The sequence below is a fragment of the Vicinamibacterales bacterium genome, from assembly GCA_036504215.1.
In the GTDB taxonomy this organism is placed as follows: Bacteria; Acidobacteriota; Vicinamibacteria; order Vicinamibacterales; family Fen-181; genus FEN-299.
Genome location: DASXVO010000002.1, coordinates 38396 through 57236, shown reverse-complemented (window position 1 = coordinate 57236; position 18841 = coordinate 38396). Strand labels below are relative to the sequence as shown.

At 66.9% G+C, this 18841-nt stretch carries 12 protein-coding genes; 4 read left to right on the top strand and 8 right to left on the bottom strand.

The genetic code is table 11. The features are described 5' to 3' along the window. The first annotated feature begins 90 nt into the window (after positions 1-90). Both VGK32_00380 and VGK32_00375 read left to right on the top strand, forming a co-directional pair. Complete coding sequence (locus VGK32_00380) at positions 91-3930, top strand: ATP-binding protein (protein HEY3380187.1); 3840 nt, start codon at positions 91-93, stop codon at positions 3928-3930. Positions 3931-4092: 162 nt separating this feature from the next. Next, the gene (locus VGK32_00375; protein HEY3380186.1) at positions 4093-4641 is read left to right on the top strand and encodes a hypothetical protein; all 549 of its coding nucleotides are present in this window, start codon (positions 4093-4095) and stop codon (positions 4639-4641) included. Between the two features lie 45 nt (positions 4642-4686). Here the strand turns inward: VGK32_00375 and VGK32_00370 are convergent, their stop codons facing one another. From VGK32_00370 to VGK32_00345, 6 genes are all read right to left on the bottom strand, one after another. Next, positions 4687-5166 (bottom strand): YbaK/EbsC family protein, encoded by a 480-nt coding sequence (locus VGK32_00370; GenBank protein ID HEY3380185.1) that lies wholly within the window; start codon positions 5164-5166, stop codon positions 4687-4689. 251 nt (positions 5167-5417) lie between these two features. After that, a complete protein-coding gene (nrfD, locus tag VGK32_00365) occupies positions 5418-6677 on the bottom strand; it encodes an NrfD/PsrC family molybdoenzyme membrane anchor subunit (GenBank protein ID HEY3380184.1) in 1260 nt (419 codons plus the stop codon). 7 nt (positions 6678-6684) lie between these two features. Beyond that, positions 6685-7608, bottom strand: a complete 924-nt coding sequence (locus tag VGK32_00360) for a 4Fe-4S dicluster domain-containing protein (GenBank protein HEY3380183.1) — start codon at positions 7606-7608, stop codon at positions 6685-6687. A gap of 14 nt (positions 7609-7622) precedes the next feature. Next, a complete protein-coding gene (locus VGK32_00355) occupies positions 7623-8150 on the bottom strand; it encodes a hypothetical protein (protein ID HEY3380182.1) in 528 nt (175 codons plus the stop codon). Further along, a complete protein-coding gene (locus VGK32_00350; GenBank protein ID HEY3380181.1) occupies positions 8147-8632 on the bottom strand; it encodes a cyclic nucleotide-binding domain-containing protein in 486 nt (161 codons plus the stop codon). Before VGK32_00350 ends, VGK32_00355 begins: the two co-directional genes overlap by 4 nt. Before the next feature lie 68 nt (positions 8633-8700). Next, positions 8701-9012, bottom strand: a complete 312-nt coding sequence (locus VGK32_00345) for a hypothetical protein (protein HEY3380180.1) — start codon at positions 9010-9012, stop codon at positions 8701-8703. 333 nt (positions 9013-9345) lie between these two features. Between VGK32_00345 and VGK32_00340 the strand changes: the two genes are divergently transcribed. Beyond that, the gene (locus VGK32_00340) at positions 9346-11217 is read left to right on the top strand and encodes an ATP-binding protein (protein HEY3380179.1); all 1872 of its coding nucleotides are present in this window, start codon (positions 9346-9348) and stop codon (positions 11215-11217) included. Continuing rightward, positions 11214-12560, top strand: coding sequence for a sigma-54 dependent transcriptional regulator (locus tag VGK32_00335; protein ID HEY3380178.1), 1347 nt, complete (start codon positions 11214-11216; stop codon positions 12558-12560). Before VGK32_00340 ends, VGK32_00335 begins: the two co-directional genes overlap by 4 nt. Before the next feature lie 39 nt (positions 12561-12599). Here the strand turns inward: VGK32_00335 and VGK32_00330 are convergent, their stop codons facing one another. Together VGK32_00330 and VGK32_00325 are read right to left on the bottom strand one after the other, a co-directional pair. Next, a complete protein-coding gene (locus tag VGK32_00330; GenBank protein HEY3380177.1) occupies positions 12600-15191 on the bottom strand; it encodes an ABC transporter permease in 2592 nt (863 codons plus the stop codon). A gap of 257 nt (positions 15192-15448) precedes the next feature. After that, positions 15449-18835, bottom strand: a complete 3387-nt coding sequence (locus tag VGK32_00325; protein HEY3380176.1) for a methyl-accepting chemotaxis protein — start codon at positions 18833-18835, stop codon at positions 15449-15451. Between the last annotated feature and the right edge of the window lie 6 nt (positions 18836-18841).

Below are 18841 nucleotides of genomic sequence, written 5' to 3'. Positions count from 1 at the left end.
ACGATCGCGACCACGCCCGACGTCTCGATTCGGGACATGGAAACGGCTCATGGGTGGTGGTATCGACCAACCGGACCGATAACCTAACCGATGGGCTGGTTGAGGACGGTCATTCTCCGGAGCCTGCTCGCGGGCTGTCTGGTCGTAACAGCTCTCCTTTCCTCGACGCTCGGGGCCGACACACCCCAGTCGCCGGTCTCGTCTGTCCCCTCCTCTCCGTTCGCTGACCAGTGGCGCTGGATCCGCTTCACGGTGGCGTCAGGGCTGCCGAGCGATCGTGCGTTCGGGGTCGTGCAGGTGCCCGGTGACGGTCTGTGGGCAACGGCGGCCGGAGGCGTCTCGAGATATGACGGCCACCGATGGCTCAGGGTCCCGGTCGGCCCGGACGAGGTGCCGAGTTCCCTGACCCCTGATGGTCACGGCGGCGTCGTCGGCGTGACCGAGGGCTTGCTGGTGGCTGGAGACGCGCGGGGCCTGCGCACCGTGCGCATCTGGGCCGATGGCGGCAACGTGCGCTTTCTGACGCAAGCGCGCGCGGCAACCGGACCCGTCCTGCTGCTGGGCGGGAACCAGCGTCTCTACCAGTGGGATGGATCCCGCGTCTCCCCGTATGCCATCCCAGCCCCGGTGGGAACCATCGAGCGCCTCGTGCAGGCAGGTCCGCACGCCGTCTGGGCCAGCACGACCACCGGCCTGTGGAGCTTCAACGGCGATCGATGGTCGCTTCGCCTGGCGGATGTCGGCGCGCCATTCATACTCACGGCGGCGCACGAGGGCCCCAATGGACACGCGTCGGCATGGCTCCAACACCCCGGGGAGCTTCGTGGTTTCTTGAATTGGCGGCCCGGCCGCACGCCGACCCGGTCGCAGGGCCCACTGGCCAGTCCGGCCGTTGCGATTGCGAGCCTTCCGAACGGCGACTCGGTGCTGGTCCACACGACGGGCCAGATGACGCTCCGTGTCGGTACCTCGTGGACGGAGTTTCCGCCGGTTCCCGGACGCCTCGGGGATGCCCGGGATGCCGGGTACCTCCCGAACGGCGACCTGTGGGTAGCCACCGACCACGGGCTCTTCTTCTACCGGGCCTCTTCGCCCCGCTGGCGTACCTGGCGACATCCTCCGGAAATGGTCGGAAACAGCGTCAACCGCATCGTGCAGGGCCGCGACGGCACCTACTGGCTGGCGACTGACGGCGGCGTCGAGCATCGCGACCGCGACGGCCGTCTCATGCCTCTGCCGGCGACTCCAGGCGTTCGTGAATCGGTCACCGCGCTGGCGGTGGACGGGAACGACCGCGTGTGGATCGGCAGCGGCGATGGCTTCCTGGGCGTCCGTTGGCTCGACAGACAGGGCTGGCATCGCTTCGCGACCGACCCGGTGCTCGACCGCGCCCACATTCACGCCATCGAGATCGACCGCCGCGGACATGTCTGGTGTCTCGGTCTGGCATTTGGCGCTCAGCGCGGCAACTACACGTCGCACGAGGGGCCGGGCGCGTTCGAGATCGACGAGAACCTGGTCGTGCGCTGGGCGCGTGCGCAGGGACTGCCGAGCGACCGTGTCTATGCGTTCCAGGAAGGGCCCGACGGGGCCCGGTGGTTCGGCACGAGCGGGGGCCTCAGCCGCTGGATGGATGGTCGATGGCAGCATTGGACACCGGCCGAAGGGTTGCGGAGGGATCGAGTCTTCACGTTGGCCATCGACGTCCGTGGCAGAGTGTGGTTCGGACAGCAGGGCCCGGGCCTCGGCTATATCGACGATGGACAAGTTCGCTATGTGCCGAAGGCCGAGGGACTCATCGACACCGATGTGTGGCAGGTGTGCGCGGGTCGCGATGGCCGGTTGTGGGTGGGTGCGACTGGTGGGGTGTCGATGCTCCGCGACGGAGTCTGGACGTCGTTCGACGACCGGTCCGGCCTGTCGAATACCCGCGCATGGCCCTTGCTGCCGGAAGACGACCGCGTGCTGATTGGCACCCGCGGCGGCGGCACGGCGATCCTCGACCTTCGCACCGACAGCGGACATCCGCCAACGGTGGAGTTGTCCGAACCGCTCATCGAGGGCAACAGAGTGGTCGTACGGTGGACACCATTCTCATGGTGGGCCGAGTTGCCAAACGAGGCGGTTCCGACGCGACTTCGCGTGGATGACGGGCCATGGTCACCCTGGAGCACCATCCGGGAGCAGAGCATCCCGAACCTCCCGGCTGGTTCCCATGTGATTGCGATCCAGGCCAAGAACGCGCTGGGCGAAATCTCGCCGCAGCCGGCCCAGATGCACATCCAGATCGCCCCGTCCTTCTACGCGCGACCCGTCTTCTTCGTGCCCCTCATTGTTCTCGCGGCCCTGGCCGGCACGCTCGGCACCGTGCTCGTCGTGAAACAGCGCCGTCACGCCGTCGCGCTCCGCGAGCGCGAAGAGCGCTTCGCCAAAGCGTTCCAGTCGAGCCCGCTGGCGTCTTCGATCACGACTCTCGACGAGAGCCGCGTGGTCGATGTGAACGCCGCTCTGGTCCGCCAGTCCGGGCGCTCCAGGGACGAGATCATCGGCAAGCTGACGCCGGAACTGCTCGGAGGGCTGAGCGGCTACGACCACGACGCCGTTCGTCGAGAGCTCACGACCAAGGGCTACCTCCATGGAGTGCCCATTCACAGCAGGTCGCGTTCGGGAGATCCGGTGGACGCCATCGGGTACTTCGAGGTCTTCGATCTGTCGGGCCGAGCCTGCGTGCTCGCGCAGTTCCTCGACGTCACCGAGCAGCGGCGCCTCGAATCGGAACTGCTGCAGGCGCAGAAGATGGAAAGTGTCGGACGCCTGGCCGGCGGCGTCGCCCACGATTTCAACAACCTGCTGACCGTCATCATCGGTAACACCGCGCTCCTCGATAATGAACTCATGCCGGGGGATCCGCGAAGGTCCGAGATCGAGCAGATCCGGATTGCGTCGGAACGGGCGGAACGTCTCACGCGCCAGTTGCTGGCGTTCGCCCGCAAGCAGCGTGTCGAGCCGCGCGTCGTGGACGTCAACGGCGTGCTCGTGCACACCGATCGGATGCTCCGACGCCTGATTGGCGCGGACATCGAGATCGTGACGCTGCTCGGGAGCGGGCTCGATCGGGTGGAGATCGATCCGAGCCAGTTGGAGCAGGTTGTGCTGAACATGGTGATCAACGCGCGCGATGCCATGCCCAAGGGCGGGACCTTGACGATCCGAACGGCCAACGTGACGCTCGACGAACGAGAGGCCCGGCAACAGCCGGAAGCCGCGCCTGGCCCGCACGTGCTGCTGGAGATAGCCGATACGGGCGAGGGCATGGACCCGGCGACGCTGGCCCGCGTGTTCGAACCGTTCTTCACAACCAAGCCCCAGGGGAAAGGTACGGGGCTTGGACTGGCCACCTGCTACGGCATCATCCGGCAGGCGGGCGGACACATTCGCGCCATCAGTGAGCCGGGGCGAGGGACGGCGTTCAAGGTGTTCCTGCCAAAGACGGACAAGGTACACTCGGCGCCGGAGTCCGACACCGCCGGCGCGACGCTGGCGACGGGGGCGGAGACGATTCTCGTGGCCGAGGACGAAACGCAGGTCCGCCAGTTGGCCGCTCACGTGCTTCGCTCGCGGGGGTACCAAGTGCTCGAGGCCGGGGATGGCAGTGAAGCGTTGTCGATCGCTGAGGGCCACCACGCGTCGATCGACCTGCTCCTCACCGACATCGTCATGCCGCAGATGCGCGGAACGGAGTTGGCGGTTCGTCTGCGGGAGCAGTGGCCAGACGTGGCCGTCCTCTTCATGTCGGGCTACGCCGACAGCGAGGCCACTCGCGACGGTGGGTACGTAGAGCGCTCGGCGTTCATCGCCAAGCCGTTCAAACCGAACGACCTCGGCGCCAAGGTACGCGAACTCCTCGATCAGGCCCCCCCGCGAGGATAGCGGGCGCCTATTCGCCCTCCCGCCGTCCCCCTACGCCCACCCGCCCATCATCCGTGTCCGTCGAGGATGTAGCCGTCCGGGATGGCGCCCGAGGCCGGCAGGCGCGTCGGTTGTGAGACGGATGAGGTTGTGTGCTAGCCTAGCGCCGAACGAGGTGCCACCATGCCCACGCTTGTCCTGCTGATCGCCGCCCTGCTCTTGCCGTCAGGCTCGCTGACCGCACCTGCTACCGCAGAGTCGACCTATCCGAAGAAGTCCGGAATCTACGCAATGACGCCGCAGGGGCCTGTCGAACTGACGGTGAGCGGCGAGCGGAACAACGTGGCGTTGGCGATTGGCCTCAAGAGTTACTACTCTCCCGAGACCTTCGACCGGATTCCCACGGCTGACTCCGTACAGACCTTCTACGTGAGTGCCATGGGCTGGACGCCCAGGGGTGTCCACTTGGTCGTCGGGCGCGAGTACCTCACGAACGCGCTCGACAAGTACCAGCGCTTCGCCGGTCGCGTGGTGCCTCGCGGAGCCGTGGCGTTCGAGATCAAGTCGGCGGATCTCGAATCCCAGGACTTCCTGCTTCGTGCGGTCCGTAAGCTCGCACCGGCCGGTGTCGCGGATGCCGAGCTGGAGGTATACCTGGTGCTCGAACTGAGGAGCACATCGGGGCTGAACGACCGGGACTACCCGATCCGGATCCCGGTGCCCAAGGGGTGAACCGCTGATTCCGTGCCTCCACGCCGGACACACGGGCCGGACGGGCTAGTGCAGGATGCTGTGCCGCCCGATCCGTACGGCCACCGGGTGGACGAGCTCGACGAAGTCCGAGTACGTCATGCGCATCGCGTCCACGTGCGTACCGGCATGGAACGTGATCACGCGGTCGCGTGCCAGTTCCTCATCCACGAAGACTCGCTGGCCGTAGAGTGGCCCGAACGGGGCCATCGCGCCAGTCTCGCACTCAGGATAGAGCCTGGAGAACTCATGTTCGGCGGCCAGGCGCACCTCCCTCGCGCCGGTCGCCGCCCGCAGGGCTGCGAGATCCACCCGGTCGTTGGCCGGCAGCACGGCGAGTACGGGTTTGCCGTCAGCCAGACAGACGACGGTCTTGGCCCATTCGCGGCCGGGAACGTGCGTGGCCGCAGCCTCCTCCTGCGCGGTGAAGGCCACCCGGTGGTGGATGGGCGTGAAGCCGATGCCATGGGTCTCCACGAATCTGCGGATTGACTCCGGTATCGCCATGACGCACCTCGTGAATGGGGGCTCGTTCCAATGTGGGCCGGCAACACGCCCCAGTCAAGCCGGACAACAGGGCGTCGATGTTCCGCCGGTCAACGCTGACAGGGCCAGCGACCGCTCTTCCCAGCCTCGGCTCGAACTTGGCGCCAACGCATCCACACAGCGCTCGACGCGAAACCCGGGCGAAACACGGCACCCTGTGGATCGTCGCCCGCCCGCTCGCGCCGAAAGGCCAGCTCGGAACGCCAGGCTGCTCAGGGCGCGGTCGCGTGAGCCGCCGGGGCCGGCGCGACGTGCTCGTCCTGCGATAGGAATTCGCCGAGTGAGATCGGCACGGCGACCTTGAGCATGAGCGTGAAGATGAGGAAGCCGAGGGCGAATACGCCGGCGGCCACGCGCAGCTCGTTCATCGAGGGGTAGTACTCGTAGATCTCGCCCAGGGCATCTGGTGTCAGCCCCGGGATGATCAGCCCCATCCCTTTCTCGATGTAGCAGCCCGCGTAAGTCGCCAGGCACCCGACGTTGAGTGCGATCCAGTGTCGTCGCGCGCGGGGAATGATGAAGAGCACGAACGCCACCACGTTCAGCGTCACGGCCGACCACGCGTACGGCACGAGCGTCCGGTGCACGCCGAGCCCCGAATACCAGTAGCGCGTGAACAGCAGGTGTTCGGTGTCCGAGTAGTACTCCTTGAAGGCCTCGGCCCCGTGCAGGAACAGATTCAGGAACATGGCATACGCCATCAGTTCGGCGATCTTGCTGATCGCCTGGTCCTGGATCTCGAACGTCGTGAACCGTCGGAGCAACTGCAGGACGATGAGGAGAATCGCGGGCCCGGCGCAGAAGGCCGACGCGAGGAACTGCGGCGCGAGGATTGACGAGTTCCAATACGGTCGCGCGGCCAGCCCGTTGTACAGGAACGCCGTCACCGTGTGGATGCCCACCGCCATCGGGATCGACAACAGCACCAGGGGTACGACGATCCGGGAATTGTAGTGCCGGCCGGAGAAGGCCCTGTACAGGATGTGCGTCACGACGGTGATGTTGACGAGGAAGTAGAGATTCAGGACGAGCACGTCCCATGCGAGGAGCGACCGTGGGAAGTTGAGGTGCCCGACGATCGGGAGGATGTGCCAGAAGCGGTCCGGCCGGCCGATGTCCACGACCACGAACAGCAGGCACATGATGATCGCGCTGACGGCGAGCAGTTCGCCGTAGACGACAATCTCCCGAATCGGCTTCCAGTCGTACACGTACGCCGGGATGACGAGGACCACGGCGGCCGCGGCGACGCCGACCAGGAACGTGAAGTTGCCAATATAGAAGCCCCAACTGACCTGGTCGCGCATCGACGTGATGACCAGGCCCGAGCGGACCTGGTCCGTGTACGCGATCCCACCGGAGATGACGAGCGCCACGAGAAACGCGACCCATGCCCAGTACGCGCGGTTGCCCTGAAGGACGAGTCGGACGCTTCCCGTCACGAACTGCGAGTAGAGGCGGAACGTATTCACGCGCACCTCACGTGGCGTAGAAGTAGAAGAACTTCGGAACGGTGTTGATGTCTTCCTTGAGGACGAGCACGCGCTTGTGCTCGATGATGTACCGAATCTCGCTGTCGGGGTCGAGCAGGTTGCCGAACTTCCGCGCGCCGACCGGGCACGCCTCGACGCAGGCCGGGTAGCGGCCGTCTCTCGTCCGTTGGATGCAGAACGTGCACTTCTCGACGACGCCCTTCGGACGCGGCCGGTTGCCGAGCACGTGAGTCTTCGCGTTCAGCTGTCCCCGGGGAATCGACGGCTCACTCCAGTTGAAATGGCGCGCGCCGTACGGACACGCCGCCATGCAGTAGCGGCACCCGATGCACCAGTCATAGTCGATGACGACGATCCCGTCTGGCTCGGTCCACGTGGCGCCCGTCGGGCACACCTTCGTGCAGGGGGCGTTGCGACACTGCTGGCAGGCGACCGGTACATAGAAGTGGCCCTCCTCGGGCACCTCCCTGGGCGCATAGTAGGGATCGGCGTGCGTGAAATCCACACCGCGGTCCTTGTCCATCTGGAGCACCCTGATCCAGTGGACCTGCGGGTCGCGGGATTGATTGTTCTCGTCCACGCACGCGTAGACGCACCGGCGGCACCCGACACACCGCGAGATGTCCAGAGCGTAGGCGAACAGGACATTCGGCATGGCCGGCGTGTCGGTCACCGTGACCGGCGCGGCGTATCGCTCCGAGTACTCGCGCTCGAGGTCCCGGAGGCGCGCGCGAAGGCGGTCCTTCGACAGTTCGTGCAGGCGCCGCGGACCGCACGCGGTCATCAGCCACCCGGCGGCAGCCGCCGCGACGCACGAACCGAACTCCCGGCGGGACACCCGGGACGGCTTCGCCGGTCCAACGTCCTCGCGCGCGGCAACGGCCGCCGCGGGAATCACGCGTCGATCCATCGCAACTCTCCTGGCTACCGTCCCGGGCGGCCCGGGCGCACGGGTGCGGGCTTGGGCTCGAGGGCCTTGAAGCGCGGCTGGTGCGGGTTGTGGCAGTTGGCGCAGAGCAGGTATGCCTTGTGCCCGTTCCAGTCGCCGGTCCGGCGTCCGTGCACCCCGACCCGCCAGTCGCGATACTTCTCGCCATGACACTGGCCGCACAGGCGATACGACTCGTCGAACGGCACGCGCTCGCCGCCCGCCAGGTGGAGCACGTCGCGGTTCTCGGCGTCGTGGCAGTCGAGGCACCAGCGGTGCTCGGCGTCGTGCGTCAGGATGATGTCGGTGTGCATGTCGGCAAGCGGGCGACGCGTCCGGTTGACCTTCATCGACGCGTGGCAGGCGGAGCACGGGAAGACCCCGTCGGAAAACGGAGGCGGAGGAACTTCGATCCGCTCGGCCAGCCGCTGCGGCAGGCCCTGCGCACTCAGCCCGTCACCAGTCAGCACGACGAGAAGCGAGGCCACGCCGAGCCCGAGCCCGCATCTCGCGCCCGACCTCACAGCGTGCTCCCGGTGCCGTGCGACAACTCGAGCACACGCTTCATCTCGCGCAACCACATCGCCTGGAACACCTGGAGGCGCTGACCGACCGTTGCGGCGACATTCCTCACGACGGCGTAGCCCACCTCGCTATGGCTGGCAAAGTGGGCCAGCATCGCGGCTCGCGGAAATGCGAGGAGTTCCGTGTCGATCTTCGCCGTCGCCTTGAGCGTGAACCGGTGCGGAGGGATCAAGGCAGACCAGCCCAGCGTCTGACCCGCCACCCGCTCCTCGACGAGGATGTCTTCCTCGGATCCGAACACCTGCATGGGCAGCGTGAGATTCACGCGCCCCCGGTCGATCACGTAGAGATGGTCGGCGTCGGCACCCAATTGGAACAGCACCGCGCCGCTCGGAAGCGAATGACGGCGTGCGAGGGCCACCACGGCGTCGGCGTCCTCAGCCGACATGGACTTCAGCAGATCCGGGTAGGTATCCGTCATCGGTCACCCCTGCAGGAAGACGGCCGAGAGTCGAGGCTTCCATCCGAAGCACTCGGGACGCGGTCAGATCAGTGGACGAGCGGCGACTGCGTCCGGCAATTCAGGACATCGACCGAAGGCAAACTGATGAACGACTCGGCGGCCGCCTGCTCGAGGCGCACGTGCTGCTCGATCTGAAGCAGGAGCACTTCCACCGGAACGTGCGGTTGACGATGGAACGCCGCGCGACTTTCGGCAAAGAACCGCTCCGGCGCCAGTTCCATTCGTGGACGAGCGGGCACCTCCGGCGTCGGCTCGGTGCGTGTCGCCGCGCCAAAGGCCGCCGCGGTCATGGCGAGCCCGAACATCGCGAGCGAGAGTGCCATCAGGAACAACATCATCGGCCGCCCCCTGTCTGCGTTGCGCGTTCACGGCTGTGCGCGATCAGGACCGGTACCGTTGTCCACCGGGACACGCGGTCCCGGTGGATGGGGCAGCAGATTCGATGCCATCCCGGGATCGTGCATTCCGCCCCAAGCCGCGATGAATGCGCCAGGGTCATCCCCGCCGCCTGCCATTCTGTCAGGTCCCGTTCTGACAGGATGGCAGGCCGAGCGATCGAGCAGTCGGAAGGGCGGGCGGGCGCTCAGGCGAAGAAGCGGGGCGGCGACTGGCATTTGACGGGAGCAAGCGGGATCTGTCACGATGCGCCACATCCTGGAACCCATAACCTCATGCGCTCGCGTCTGACCGGCACCACCGTCGGCCTGGCGATTGGCATCACCGTGGCCGTGTCCTCGGCTCTGGTGGTTGCTGCGTATTTCTACTCGACCCACCACTTCGAGAGCCTTCTCGAGACCGCGCGTGAGACATGCGTCGCTCAGGGCGAACTGATTCGCGCTGCCCTCGAGCACCAGATGATCGAGAACGACCGGACGCTGATCGCCGAGATGATCGGGACGTTCGGTCGGCAACCGACCATCGAGCGCGTGGTGCTCCTGGACCGCGAGGGGCATGTGCGCTACTCGAGCGTGCCCGCCGATCGGGGCGCCGATCTTCAGATCGGATCGCCAACCTGCCAGGCCTGCCACCGTTACCCGCCCGAGCAGCGCGGATCGAGCCGCGTCATCGAGACGAGTGGCGGCACCATCCTCCGCACGGTTGTGCCATTCCGCAACCGCGACGCCTGCCACAGGTGCCACGGCGCTACGCGGCGGATGAACGGGATCTTGATCCTCGATCGCAATGTTGGCGCCGTGCGCGCGTCCATCAACCGCGACCTCGTCTGGATGGTCGCGAGCACGGGCGTGCTGACCCTGGTGCTGGTCGGCGCCATCGCGGTTGTCGTGCGGTTCGCGATCCTGCGTCGGCTCCAGCGCTTCGAGACGACGGCTCGCCAGATTGTCTCCGGCGACCTCGCCCGGCGCGTAACGGCCGAAGGCTCGGACACGATCTCGTGGCTCGCCCGGGAGTTCAACGTCATGGCCGACTCGGTCACCGGACTCGTCGGCGAGGTTCGAGATCAGCGCGAGCGACTGGAAACCGTCATCAACAGCATCGACGATGGCATCGTGGTCCTCGATTCTGCACGAACCGTCATCGCGGCCAACGACGCCTTCCTGGCGCGCACGGGCGCGCGCCGCGAGGTCGTGCTGGGATGCTGCTGCCGGGACACGCCGGCGGGTGCCTGCGACCTCGAGCAGTGTCCGACCTCCGCCTGCCTCCAATCCGGCCAGCGTCACGTGCGCCTGTACGAGCGCGCGACCGCTGACGGAAGCGTTCGGTGGGAGGAAATCCACGCCTCGCCGGTCGCCAATGAGGACGGCCGCCTCACTCATGTCGTGGAAGTCTGGCGCGACATCTCGACCCGTCGCGCGGCGGAAGCGTCCCTCGCCGAATCGCACAAGCTCGCGTCGCTCGGCCTCCTCGCCTCCGGATTCTCCCACGAACTGAATACACCGCTCGCGACGGTGCTCACCTGCGTCGAGGGCATCCTGCGTGACGTGCGGTCCTTCGAGACCGATGAGGCGCGTCCAGGGCACATCGCCGAGGCCGCGACGATCGCGCGTGAGCAGATCCTCAGGTGCCGCGGCGTCACGCAGCATTTCCTCCGGATGGCCCGCGGCCAGTCATCCCCTGGAGACATCGTGGACCCGACGGCGGTCGTCTCCGCCGCGGCCCGACTGGTGGAGCCGACCGCGCGTGCCTCCGGCGTCACGATCGCGTTCGCCTCCCCCGTGCAGGGCCTGCGCGTGCGCACGGACGAGGCGGCGCTGCAGCACGCGATCATCAATCTGCTGCTCAACGCCGTGCAGGCGTGCGAGCGGGGCGGGACGGTCGACATCGGCGTGGAGGACGGCGATCAGGTCCACATTCGCGTCCAGGACACCGGCTGCGGAATCTCACCCGAGCATCTGAAGCAGATCTTCGAACCGTTCTACAGCCTGCGAAAGGGCGGCACGGGACTGGGCCTGTTTCTCTCACTGAACTTTGTACGGGGCTGCGGCGGCGACATCACCGTGTCGAGCGCGATTGGCGCCGGCTCGACGTTCGACGTCACCCTGCCCGCCCTCCCCGGCAGGACGACCGAGGATCTGAGACAGTGACACCACGACCATCACTCCTCCTCGTGGACGACGACGATGTGTTCCGCACGGTGATGGCTGGAGAACTCGATCGCTCCGGCTTTGAAGTTTCGGCCGCCGCATCGGGCGGCGAGGCCCTCCGCATCGTGGCCGACTATCAGCCGCAGGTCGTGCTCCTGGACCTCAGCCTACCGGATATGACCGGGCTCCAGGTACTGGAGCGTCTGCGTACGGCAAGCCCGGCGAGCGAAGTCATCATGCTCACCGGCCACGGTTCCATCGACACCGCGATCCAGTCGATCCGTGCCGGCGCGTTCGACTACGTGTCCAAGCCCTGCCCGCTCGATGAACTCGAGGTGCGCATCCAGCGCGCGCTCGAGCGCCACTCGCTGAGCTGTCGGGCGACGCTGCTCGAGCGTGGTTTGACGCCGCCGGACATGGGGAACGCCTTCGTCGGCCAGAGCCCTGAGTTCCTCCGGACCGTCGCGTTGGTCGGGCGCATCGCGCCGGCCGACTCGACGGTGCTGATCACAGGCGAGACGGGGACGGGCAAGGAAATCGTCGCAAAGCTGATCCACGCCCGGAGTCCCAGGCGCTCACGGCCGTTCGTCGTGGTCGAATGCGCGGCACTCCAGGAAGACCTCCTGCAGAGCGAACTGTTCGGCCACGAGCGCGGCGCGTTCACCGGCGCGGAGCGCACGAAGCCCGGGTTGTTCGAGGTGGCGCACGGCGGGACGATCTTCCTCGACGAGATCGGCGAGGTGAGCCCGGCTACGCAAGTGAAACTCCTGCGCGTCCTGGACACCTCGACGTTCCGACACGTCGGAGGCACGTCGGAGATCCGAGTGGACGTGCGCGTGCTGGCCGCGACGAACCGTGACCTGACGTCGATGGTCCGGCAGGGGCTGTTCCGCGAGGATCTGTTCTACCGCCTGAGCACCATCTCGGTGCACACGCCGCCGCTGCGCGACCGCGTCGGTGACATCGAACTCCTGGCGCGCCATTTCGTCGCGCAGCTCAATGACAGGTTCGGCTGCCGGAGGGAGGTGGGAGACGCAGCGCTCGATCTGCTGAGAGGCCACGACTGGCCCGGCAATATCCGCGAGCTGAAGCACGTGCTCGAAGCGGCGCACGTCACGTGTGACGGGCCGGACATTCGGCCGGAACACCTGCCGATCGTCCCCCGCCGCCCTCCGGCCTCGGCGCCAGCATCGGCGCTGCCCACGCTCGACGACCTCGAGCGCGACCACATCCGTCGCGTGCTCGACGCCACGCACGGCCACCGGGGCCAAGCCGCCAAGATCCTCGGGATCAGCGAGCGGAACCTCTACCGGAAGCTGAGGGACTTCGGCTGGCTGTCGTGACCGCGGCGGCGGCGCACCAAGTGGGCTCCGTTCGTTCGGTCACAGCGATCGCAGAGCCACGGTCGGCGCCACCTTGGTCGCCCGCAGCGCAGGGACATAGCAGGCGACCAGTGCGGTCAGCGACAGCAGGACAGCGGCTCCAACAAACGATGCCGGATCGTACTCGCTCACCTGGTAGATCATCCCTCGCAGGCTCATTCCAGCCGCAAAGGCCAGGAACACGCCGATCACGAGCCCCACCGACACCAGCACCATCCCTTCGCGGAGCACCATCCGCAGGACGTCGGCCCGCGTCGCGCCGAGCGCCATGCGTATGCCGATCTCCCTGGTGCGGCGCGCGACGAGGTAGGCTCGCACGCCGTAGATGCCGATCAGTGCCAGGAACGCCGCGACGATGCCGAACGCCGCGAACATCTGGGCGCCCATGCGCACACCCCACGCCGACATGCCGTGGTCGCGGAAATCCGCCATGTTGCTCGACAGGACGATCGGGATCGAGCTGTCGACGCCGCGAAGTTGTTCGCGAATCGCATGGAGTGCGACGGCCTCGGCGGCGGGCCCGGAGGACGCCACCCGGGCGTGAAAGGTCATCGTCGATCGATAGCGCTGCCCGAACGGTACGAAGATGTGCGGCCCCGGCGTGGTGTCGAACATGCTGTGGCGCGTACCCGCGACGATGCCCACGACCTCCATCGGAGCGCGCTCGGCCTCGACCGGATCGGGCATGTACACGTGTTGTCCGATGGGATCGGCCCCCTTGAAGAGCCGTTTGGCCATCGGCTCGTCGATGACCGCCACGCGAGGGCCGGTGGCGTCCGATTCCTCTGTCTCCGTGAATCCCCGCCCTCTCAAGATCGGGATGCGGAGCGTCTGGAAGTAGTCCCGCCCCACCACGTAGAAGGCCGCGGTCACGCCGTTTCTGTCGTTGCCGCCCCCATCACCGCCGCCGGCGCCGTACGATGTGCTCGAACCGCCGAGCTCGTTGTCGGCGTGCACGTCGGCCACCGGCTGGCCGACAAAGCGCACGCGCCGCGTCTCACTCATGTTGCCGAAGGGCACGATCGAGGCCATGCTGGCCGCCTCGATGCCCGGCGTGGCGCGCAGGCGGTCGAGGGCGCGCCGGTAGAAGTCCCGTCCCCCCTTTTCGTCGATCCGCGTGAGGCTCGGATCGACTCCGACGACGACGCTGCGATCGAGAGCGAATCCGGGTTCGGCGTGCGCGGCCTTGGTCGCACCACGCACGAACAGACCGGCGGCCGTCAGTAACGCGAGCGACAGCGCCACCTGACCGACCACGAGCACATGACGCATGCTGACGTAGCGATGCCGTCCCGTCGCAGCCGCCCGGGCCCCTTCCTTCAACTCGCCGAACACATCGGTCCGCAGCAGCTGCAGCGAGGGTCCCAGACAGAAGGTCAGCGTGGCGAACACCGCGAACCCGAGGGCCACGCCGAGGATCCGAAGGTCGGGACGAGGGTCGAGAACGATCATCAGTTCCGAGAGCGGATCCAGAGACACACCGAACGCGCGCAGGGCCCAGTAGGTGAAGAGCAGGCCGACGGCGCTCCCGGCGAGCGAGAGCACGAAGCCCTCGATCAGGAGTTGTCGCACGACCACCACCCGATTGGCCCCCAGCGCGAACCGCACCGCGATCTCGCGGCGTCGGCTCGTCGAACGGGCGAGCAGCATGTTCGCCAGGTTCATGCACGCGATGACCAGCACAATGGCGGTCACGCCCTGGAGCAGGCCGGACATGGTGTACGCGTCGCCGTCATTCTGCGGATTCGTGCTGATGCCCGTCCGCGAGATGGACCTCACCTTCAAACCGAGGTGTCGGTGTTCGGCCGGAAACGCCTGCTCGAGTTGCCCCGCCAGGGCGGTGAGCGGGGCCTGGGCCGAGTCGAACGACACGCCCGGCCTCATTCGGGCGAAGAGCAACAGGGTTTCCTCGGCCCGATCGGCAAAGGCCCGTTTGACCGAACGCCTGAAACCATTCCCGGCGACGAGATCGTACACGCCGGTCGGCAGCCACACCGCCGGTGCGATCATCGTCGTCGGGCCGCCAAACCCCCGCGGGGCGACGCCGACCACCGTGAACGGTTGGGTGTTGATGCGAATCGTCTTCCCGACGATGTTGGGGTCGGCCCCGCTCCGTCGCCAGTACTCCTCGCTTAGGACGGTGACCAGCCGGTTGGCGCCCGGTGTCTCCTCGTCCGGCAGGAACGCACGGCCCTTCGGGGGGCGGGCGTCGAACAGCGTGAACAAACTGGATGTCGCGATGAACGCAAACCCGCGGCGGGTCATCTCGCCCTCGCCCAGCCCGACCATCGTGACTGCCAGTCCGGCCGTCTGGGCGAAGACTCCGTTCCGGTCGCGGATGTCCACGTAGGCCGGGTAGGAGAACTCGTGGTACGAGTCAGGATGCGTGCGGTCGTATGCATACAAGGCGGCCAACTGGCCCGGCTTCGACTCGCCGGACAGGGGCCGCAGCAGGATCATGTTGGTGAGGCTGAAGACGGCGGTGTTCAGCCCAATCCCGATGCCCAGGATGAGCACCGCCACGGCCGTGAAGCCCGGGGTGCTGGCAAGAGTCCTCACGCCGTAGCGGAGATCCGACAAGATGGTGTGCATGCACTCTCCGAGAACGGGTTACAGCTCGCCGCCGGCCCGACCGTTCGTGGCCGCAACTCCGGGTCCTGCCGCGGGCAGAGGACTGCCGTTGTACCCCAATACGTATGGCGGCCGGTGCAGGTTTCCGCGGGCGTGGCTGGCTGGGTCTCGGATGGGAGGCGGGACAGGTTCGGGCCGGCCTCCGCAGCGCGAAACACCGCGCGACTGCGAAGGCCGGCACTACTCACTCTCGGCTGTCGGCTACTGACTCTCCACTGCTACGTTCTGAACTGACCAACAAGCGACTGCAGTTGCCCCGCCATCTCGGAGAGCATCCGGGCGGCCTTCTGGGTGTCAGTCGCGCCCTGGGCCGCGGCCTGGGCGGCGTCCGCGACGCTCGACACGTTCCGGGCGATCTCGGAGGACCCCCGGGCGGCCTCGGCGATGTTCCGGCCGATCTCGTTGGTGGTCGCCGACTGTTCCTCGACGGCCGATGCGATGGTGTTCGACACGTCGTCAATCTGCGTGATGAGCCCGCTGATCTGGCGAATGGCCTCGACGGCGCCCTTCGTCTCCCCCTGGATGGCCTCGATCTTGTGGCTGATGTCCTCGGTGGCCCGCGCCGTGGCCTTGGCCAGTTCCTTCACCTCGTTCGCCACGACCGCGAAGCCCTTGCCCGCGTCACCGGCGCGGGCCGCCTCGATCGTCGCGTTGAGCGCGAGCAGGTTGGTCTGCTCGGCGATCGAGGTGATGACCTTGATGACGTTGCCGATTTCGACCGAGCTGTCGCCCAGCTTCCGCACCGTCTGATCGGTGGCGTCGGCGACGCTCACCGCATTCTTGGCCATCCGGGCCGCCTCGTTGGCGCTCTTGGCAATCTCGCGGATCGACGCCAGCATCTCCTCCGCGCTGGTCGCCACCACCGTCAGATTCTGCGACACCTGCTCGGACGCGGAAGACACCACGCCCGTTTGCGTCGCCGTCTCGTCGGCGCTGCTCGCCATCTGCTGGCTGATCGCGGTCAGTTCCTCGGACGAGGCACCGACCTGCTGCGCGTTCCGGCCGATCGCGCCGATCGAGGCGCGCAGGTCCACGATCATCGTGTTGATGCTGGTCTTGATCGCGGCGTGGTCGCCCGCGTATTCGCCCTGGACCTCGACTCGCAGATCCTGGGCCGCCACCTTGGCGAGCACCGCGGCGGATTCGTCCACGGGCCGGACGACCGCATCGAGCGTCCGGTTGAAGCCGTCGACGATCCTCCGGTAGTCGCCCTGGTGCCGGCTCACGTCAGACCGGGTGTGCAGTCGTCCTGCGACGGCCGCCTCGACGAGAGTCTTGCTGTCGGCGACGAGCAGGCTGATGGACTCGATGCAACGGTTGAGGCTGGTCTTGATCGCATCGAAGTCGCCGGTGTAGTGATCCGTGTTCACGGGCGGAATGTCACCCTTGCTGATGCGATCCACGTAGGCAGCCGCCATGTTCAACGGCCCGATCACCGCGTCGAGTGTTGCGTTCACGCCCTCGATCACCCGGCGGTAGTCGCCCTTGTGGCGGCCGGCGTCGGCGCGGTTCGCCAGCCGGCCTTCGACCGCCGCTCGAGAGAGCATGTCGGCGTCCTGCACGAGGGCGCCGATCGCCTCCATCATCTGGATGAATGCCGGCACGAGCTGGTCGTTCTCGGACCGTCGGCCAGTACGCTTGTAGGCGTCGAGGCTGGCCAGGTCGCCCTTGCTGACCTCGACGACCGTGGTCTGGATGAGGCTGAGGCGCTCTCGCGTCTCGTTGACTGCCCGGGCCACGTCGGCGAACACGCCCTGGTAGTGGCCTTCCACCTTCAGGGTCAGGTCGTTGACGGCCACGCGCTGCAGGACGCGATTGGACTCGACGAGGCCGCCCAGGCCGTCGATGCAGGCGTTCAGGTTGTTCTTCAGCTCGTTGAAGTCTCCCTGATAGTTGTCTGCAATCTTCGGGGGGATATCGCCCTTGCCGATCCGATCCACGTACTCCGCCGCCACGTTCAGCGGCCCGATGACGGCGTCGAGCGTGTCGTTCACGCCCTTGATGATCGCCCGGAAGTCGCCCTGGTGCCGCGTCGCGTCGGCGCGCGTCGCCAGCCGGCCTTCCACGGCTCCCTTGGCGAGCATGTTCGAGTCGGCAATCAGGGCGTTCACCGCATCGATGCATACGTTGAGGTTGTTCTTGATCTCGTTGAAATCACCATCGTACTTGTCGGTGATCTTCGGCGGGATGTCGCCCTTGCTGATCCGATCCACGTACTCCGCCGCCATGTTCAGCGGCCCAATCACGGCGTCGAGCGTCGCATTCACGCCTTCGACGATTTTCCGGAAGTCACCACCGTGCCTGGAGGCGTCGGCCCTGGCGGACAGCTTGCCTTCGACGGCGGCCTTCGACAGCATCCCGGCATCCGCCACGAGGGCGTTCACGGCATCGATGCAGGTGTTGAGGTTCAGCTTGATCTCGTTGAAGTCGCCCTGGTAGCTCTCCGTGATCCTCGGCGGGATGTCGCCCTTGCTGATCCGGTCCATGTACTCCGCCGCCATGTTCAACGGCCCGATCACCGCGTCGAGTGTCGCGTTGATTCCGTGCACGATGTCGCGGTACCCACCGTCGAAGCGATCGGCGTTGCCGCGCGTGGACAGCCGGCCCTCGACGGCGGCGGCCGCCAGCGTCCTGGTCTCGTCGGTCATCGCCCGCAAGGTCGCCGTCATCGCCTCGAAGGCGCCCGCGGCTTCCTGGAGCCGTCCGATCATCTCGTCGAACGTCCGGGCCAGCACGCCGAATTCGTCGGTTCTCGGGTCATGCAACGTTTCGGTCGAAACGGCGAAATGCCGCTGGAGGTCGCCCTTCGCGAGCGCCTGGAACTCGGTGGTCATGGTGGCCAGATCCGTGTTGGCCACCTGCCGGGCGCGGGCCACGATCATCGACAGCGAGCGGGTGAAACTCGACGCCGTCAGCAGCGCCAGGCCGAGCCCGAACACCAGGGCCAGCCCCGCCGTCAGCCATACCATCCGACGCGAGAACGCCGCGGTCCGGGCCGCGTCGTCGCGACCCGCTGCCGCAAGGTCCTCGCTCGCGCGCGCCAAGTCGGACAGGCCAGTATCGATGAAGCCGAGGACCTGCTGGTAGCCGCCGCTCATGGCCGCCTGGGCCTCCGCTTTCTTCATCTGGCTGCTGAGCGTCAGGACCTCGGTCGCCATCGGGCGGAACGCCTGCCACGCCTGATCGAGCTGCGCCAGACGCTCCTTCTGCAACTTCGCCTGTTCGGTCTTGCGGAACTCGTCGAGCAGCGACTTGAACTCCTTCTCCTCCTTGTCGAGCTGCTCGGTGATCCGGCTCATCTCCGCGGTGTCGTGCGTCAGGACGTGGCTGCGCACGTCGCGGTCGAAGTAGACGACGTTCTCGTTCGCGGTGATGATGAGCCGGATCGGCTGCAGGCCCTCGTCGTACATCTGCTCCAACTCGACGCCTATCATGCCGACGCCAGCCAACCCCGAATAGGCCACCGCCATGGTCAGGGCGAGCACGATGCCAAATCCACCCAGCAGCTTCGTTCTCACGCTCCGGTTGCCAACCCAACGTGCCGTCACGGCCCCGCCGCTCATCACCCGCGCCAAGCCGGCCTTCGCCTTCTGGAGGCCACTCATAGCTCA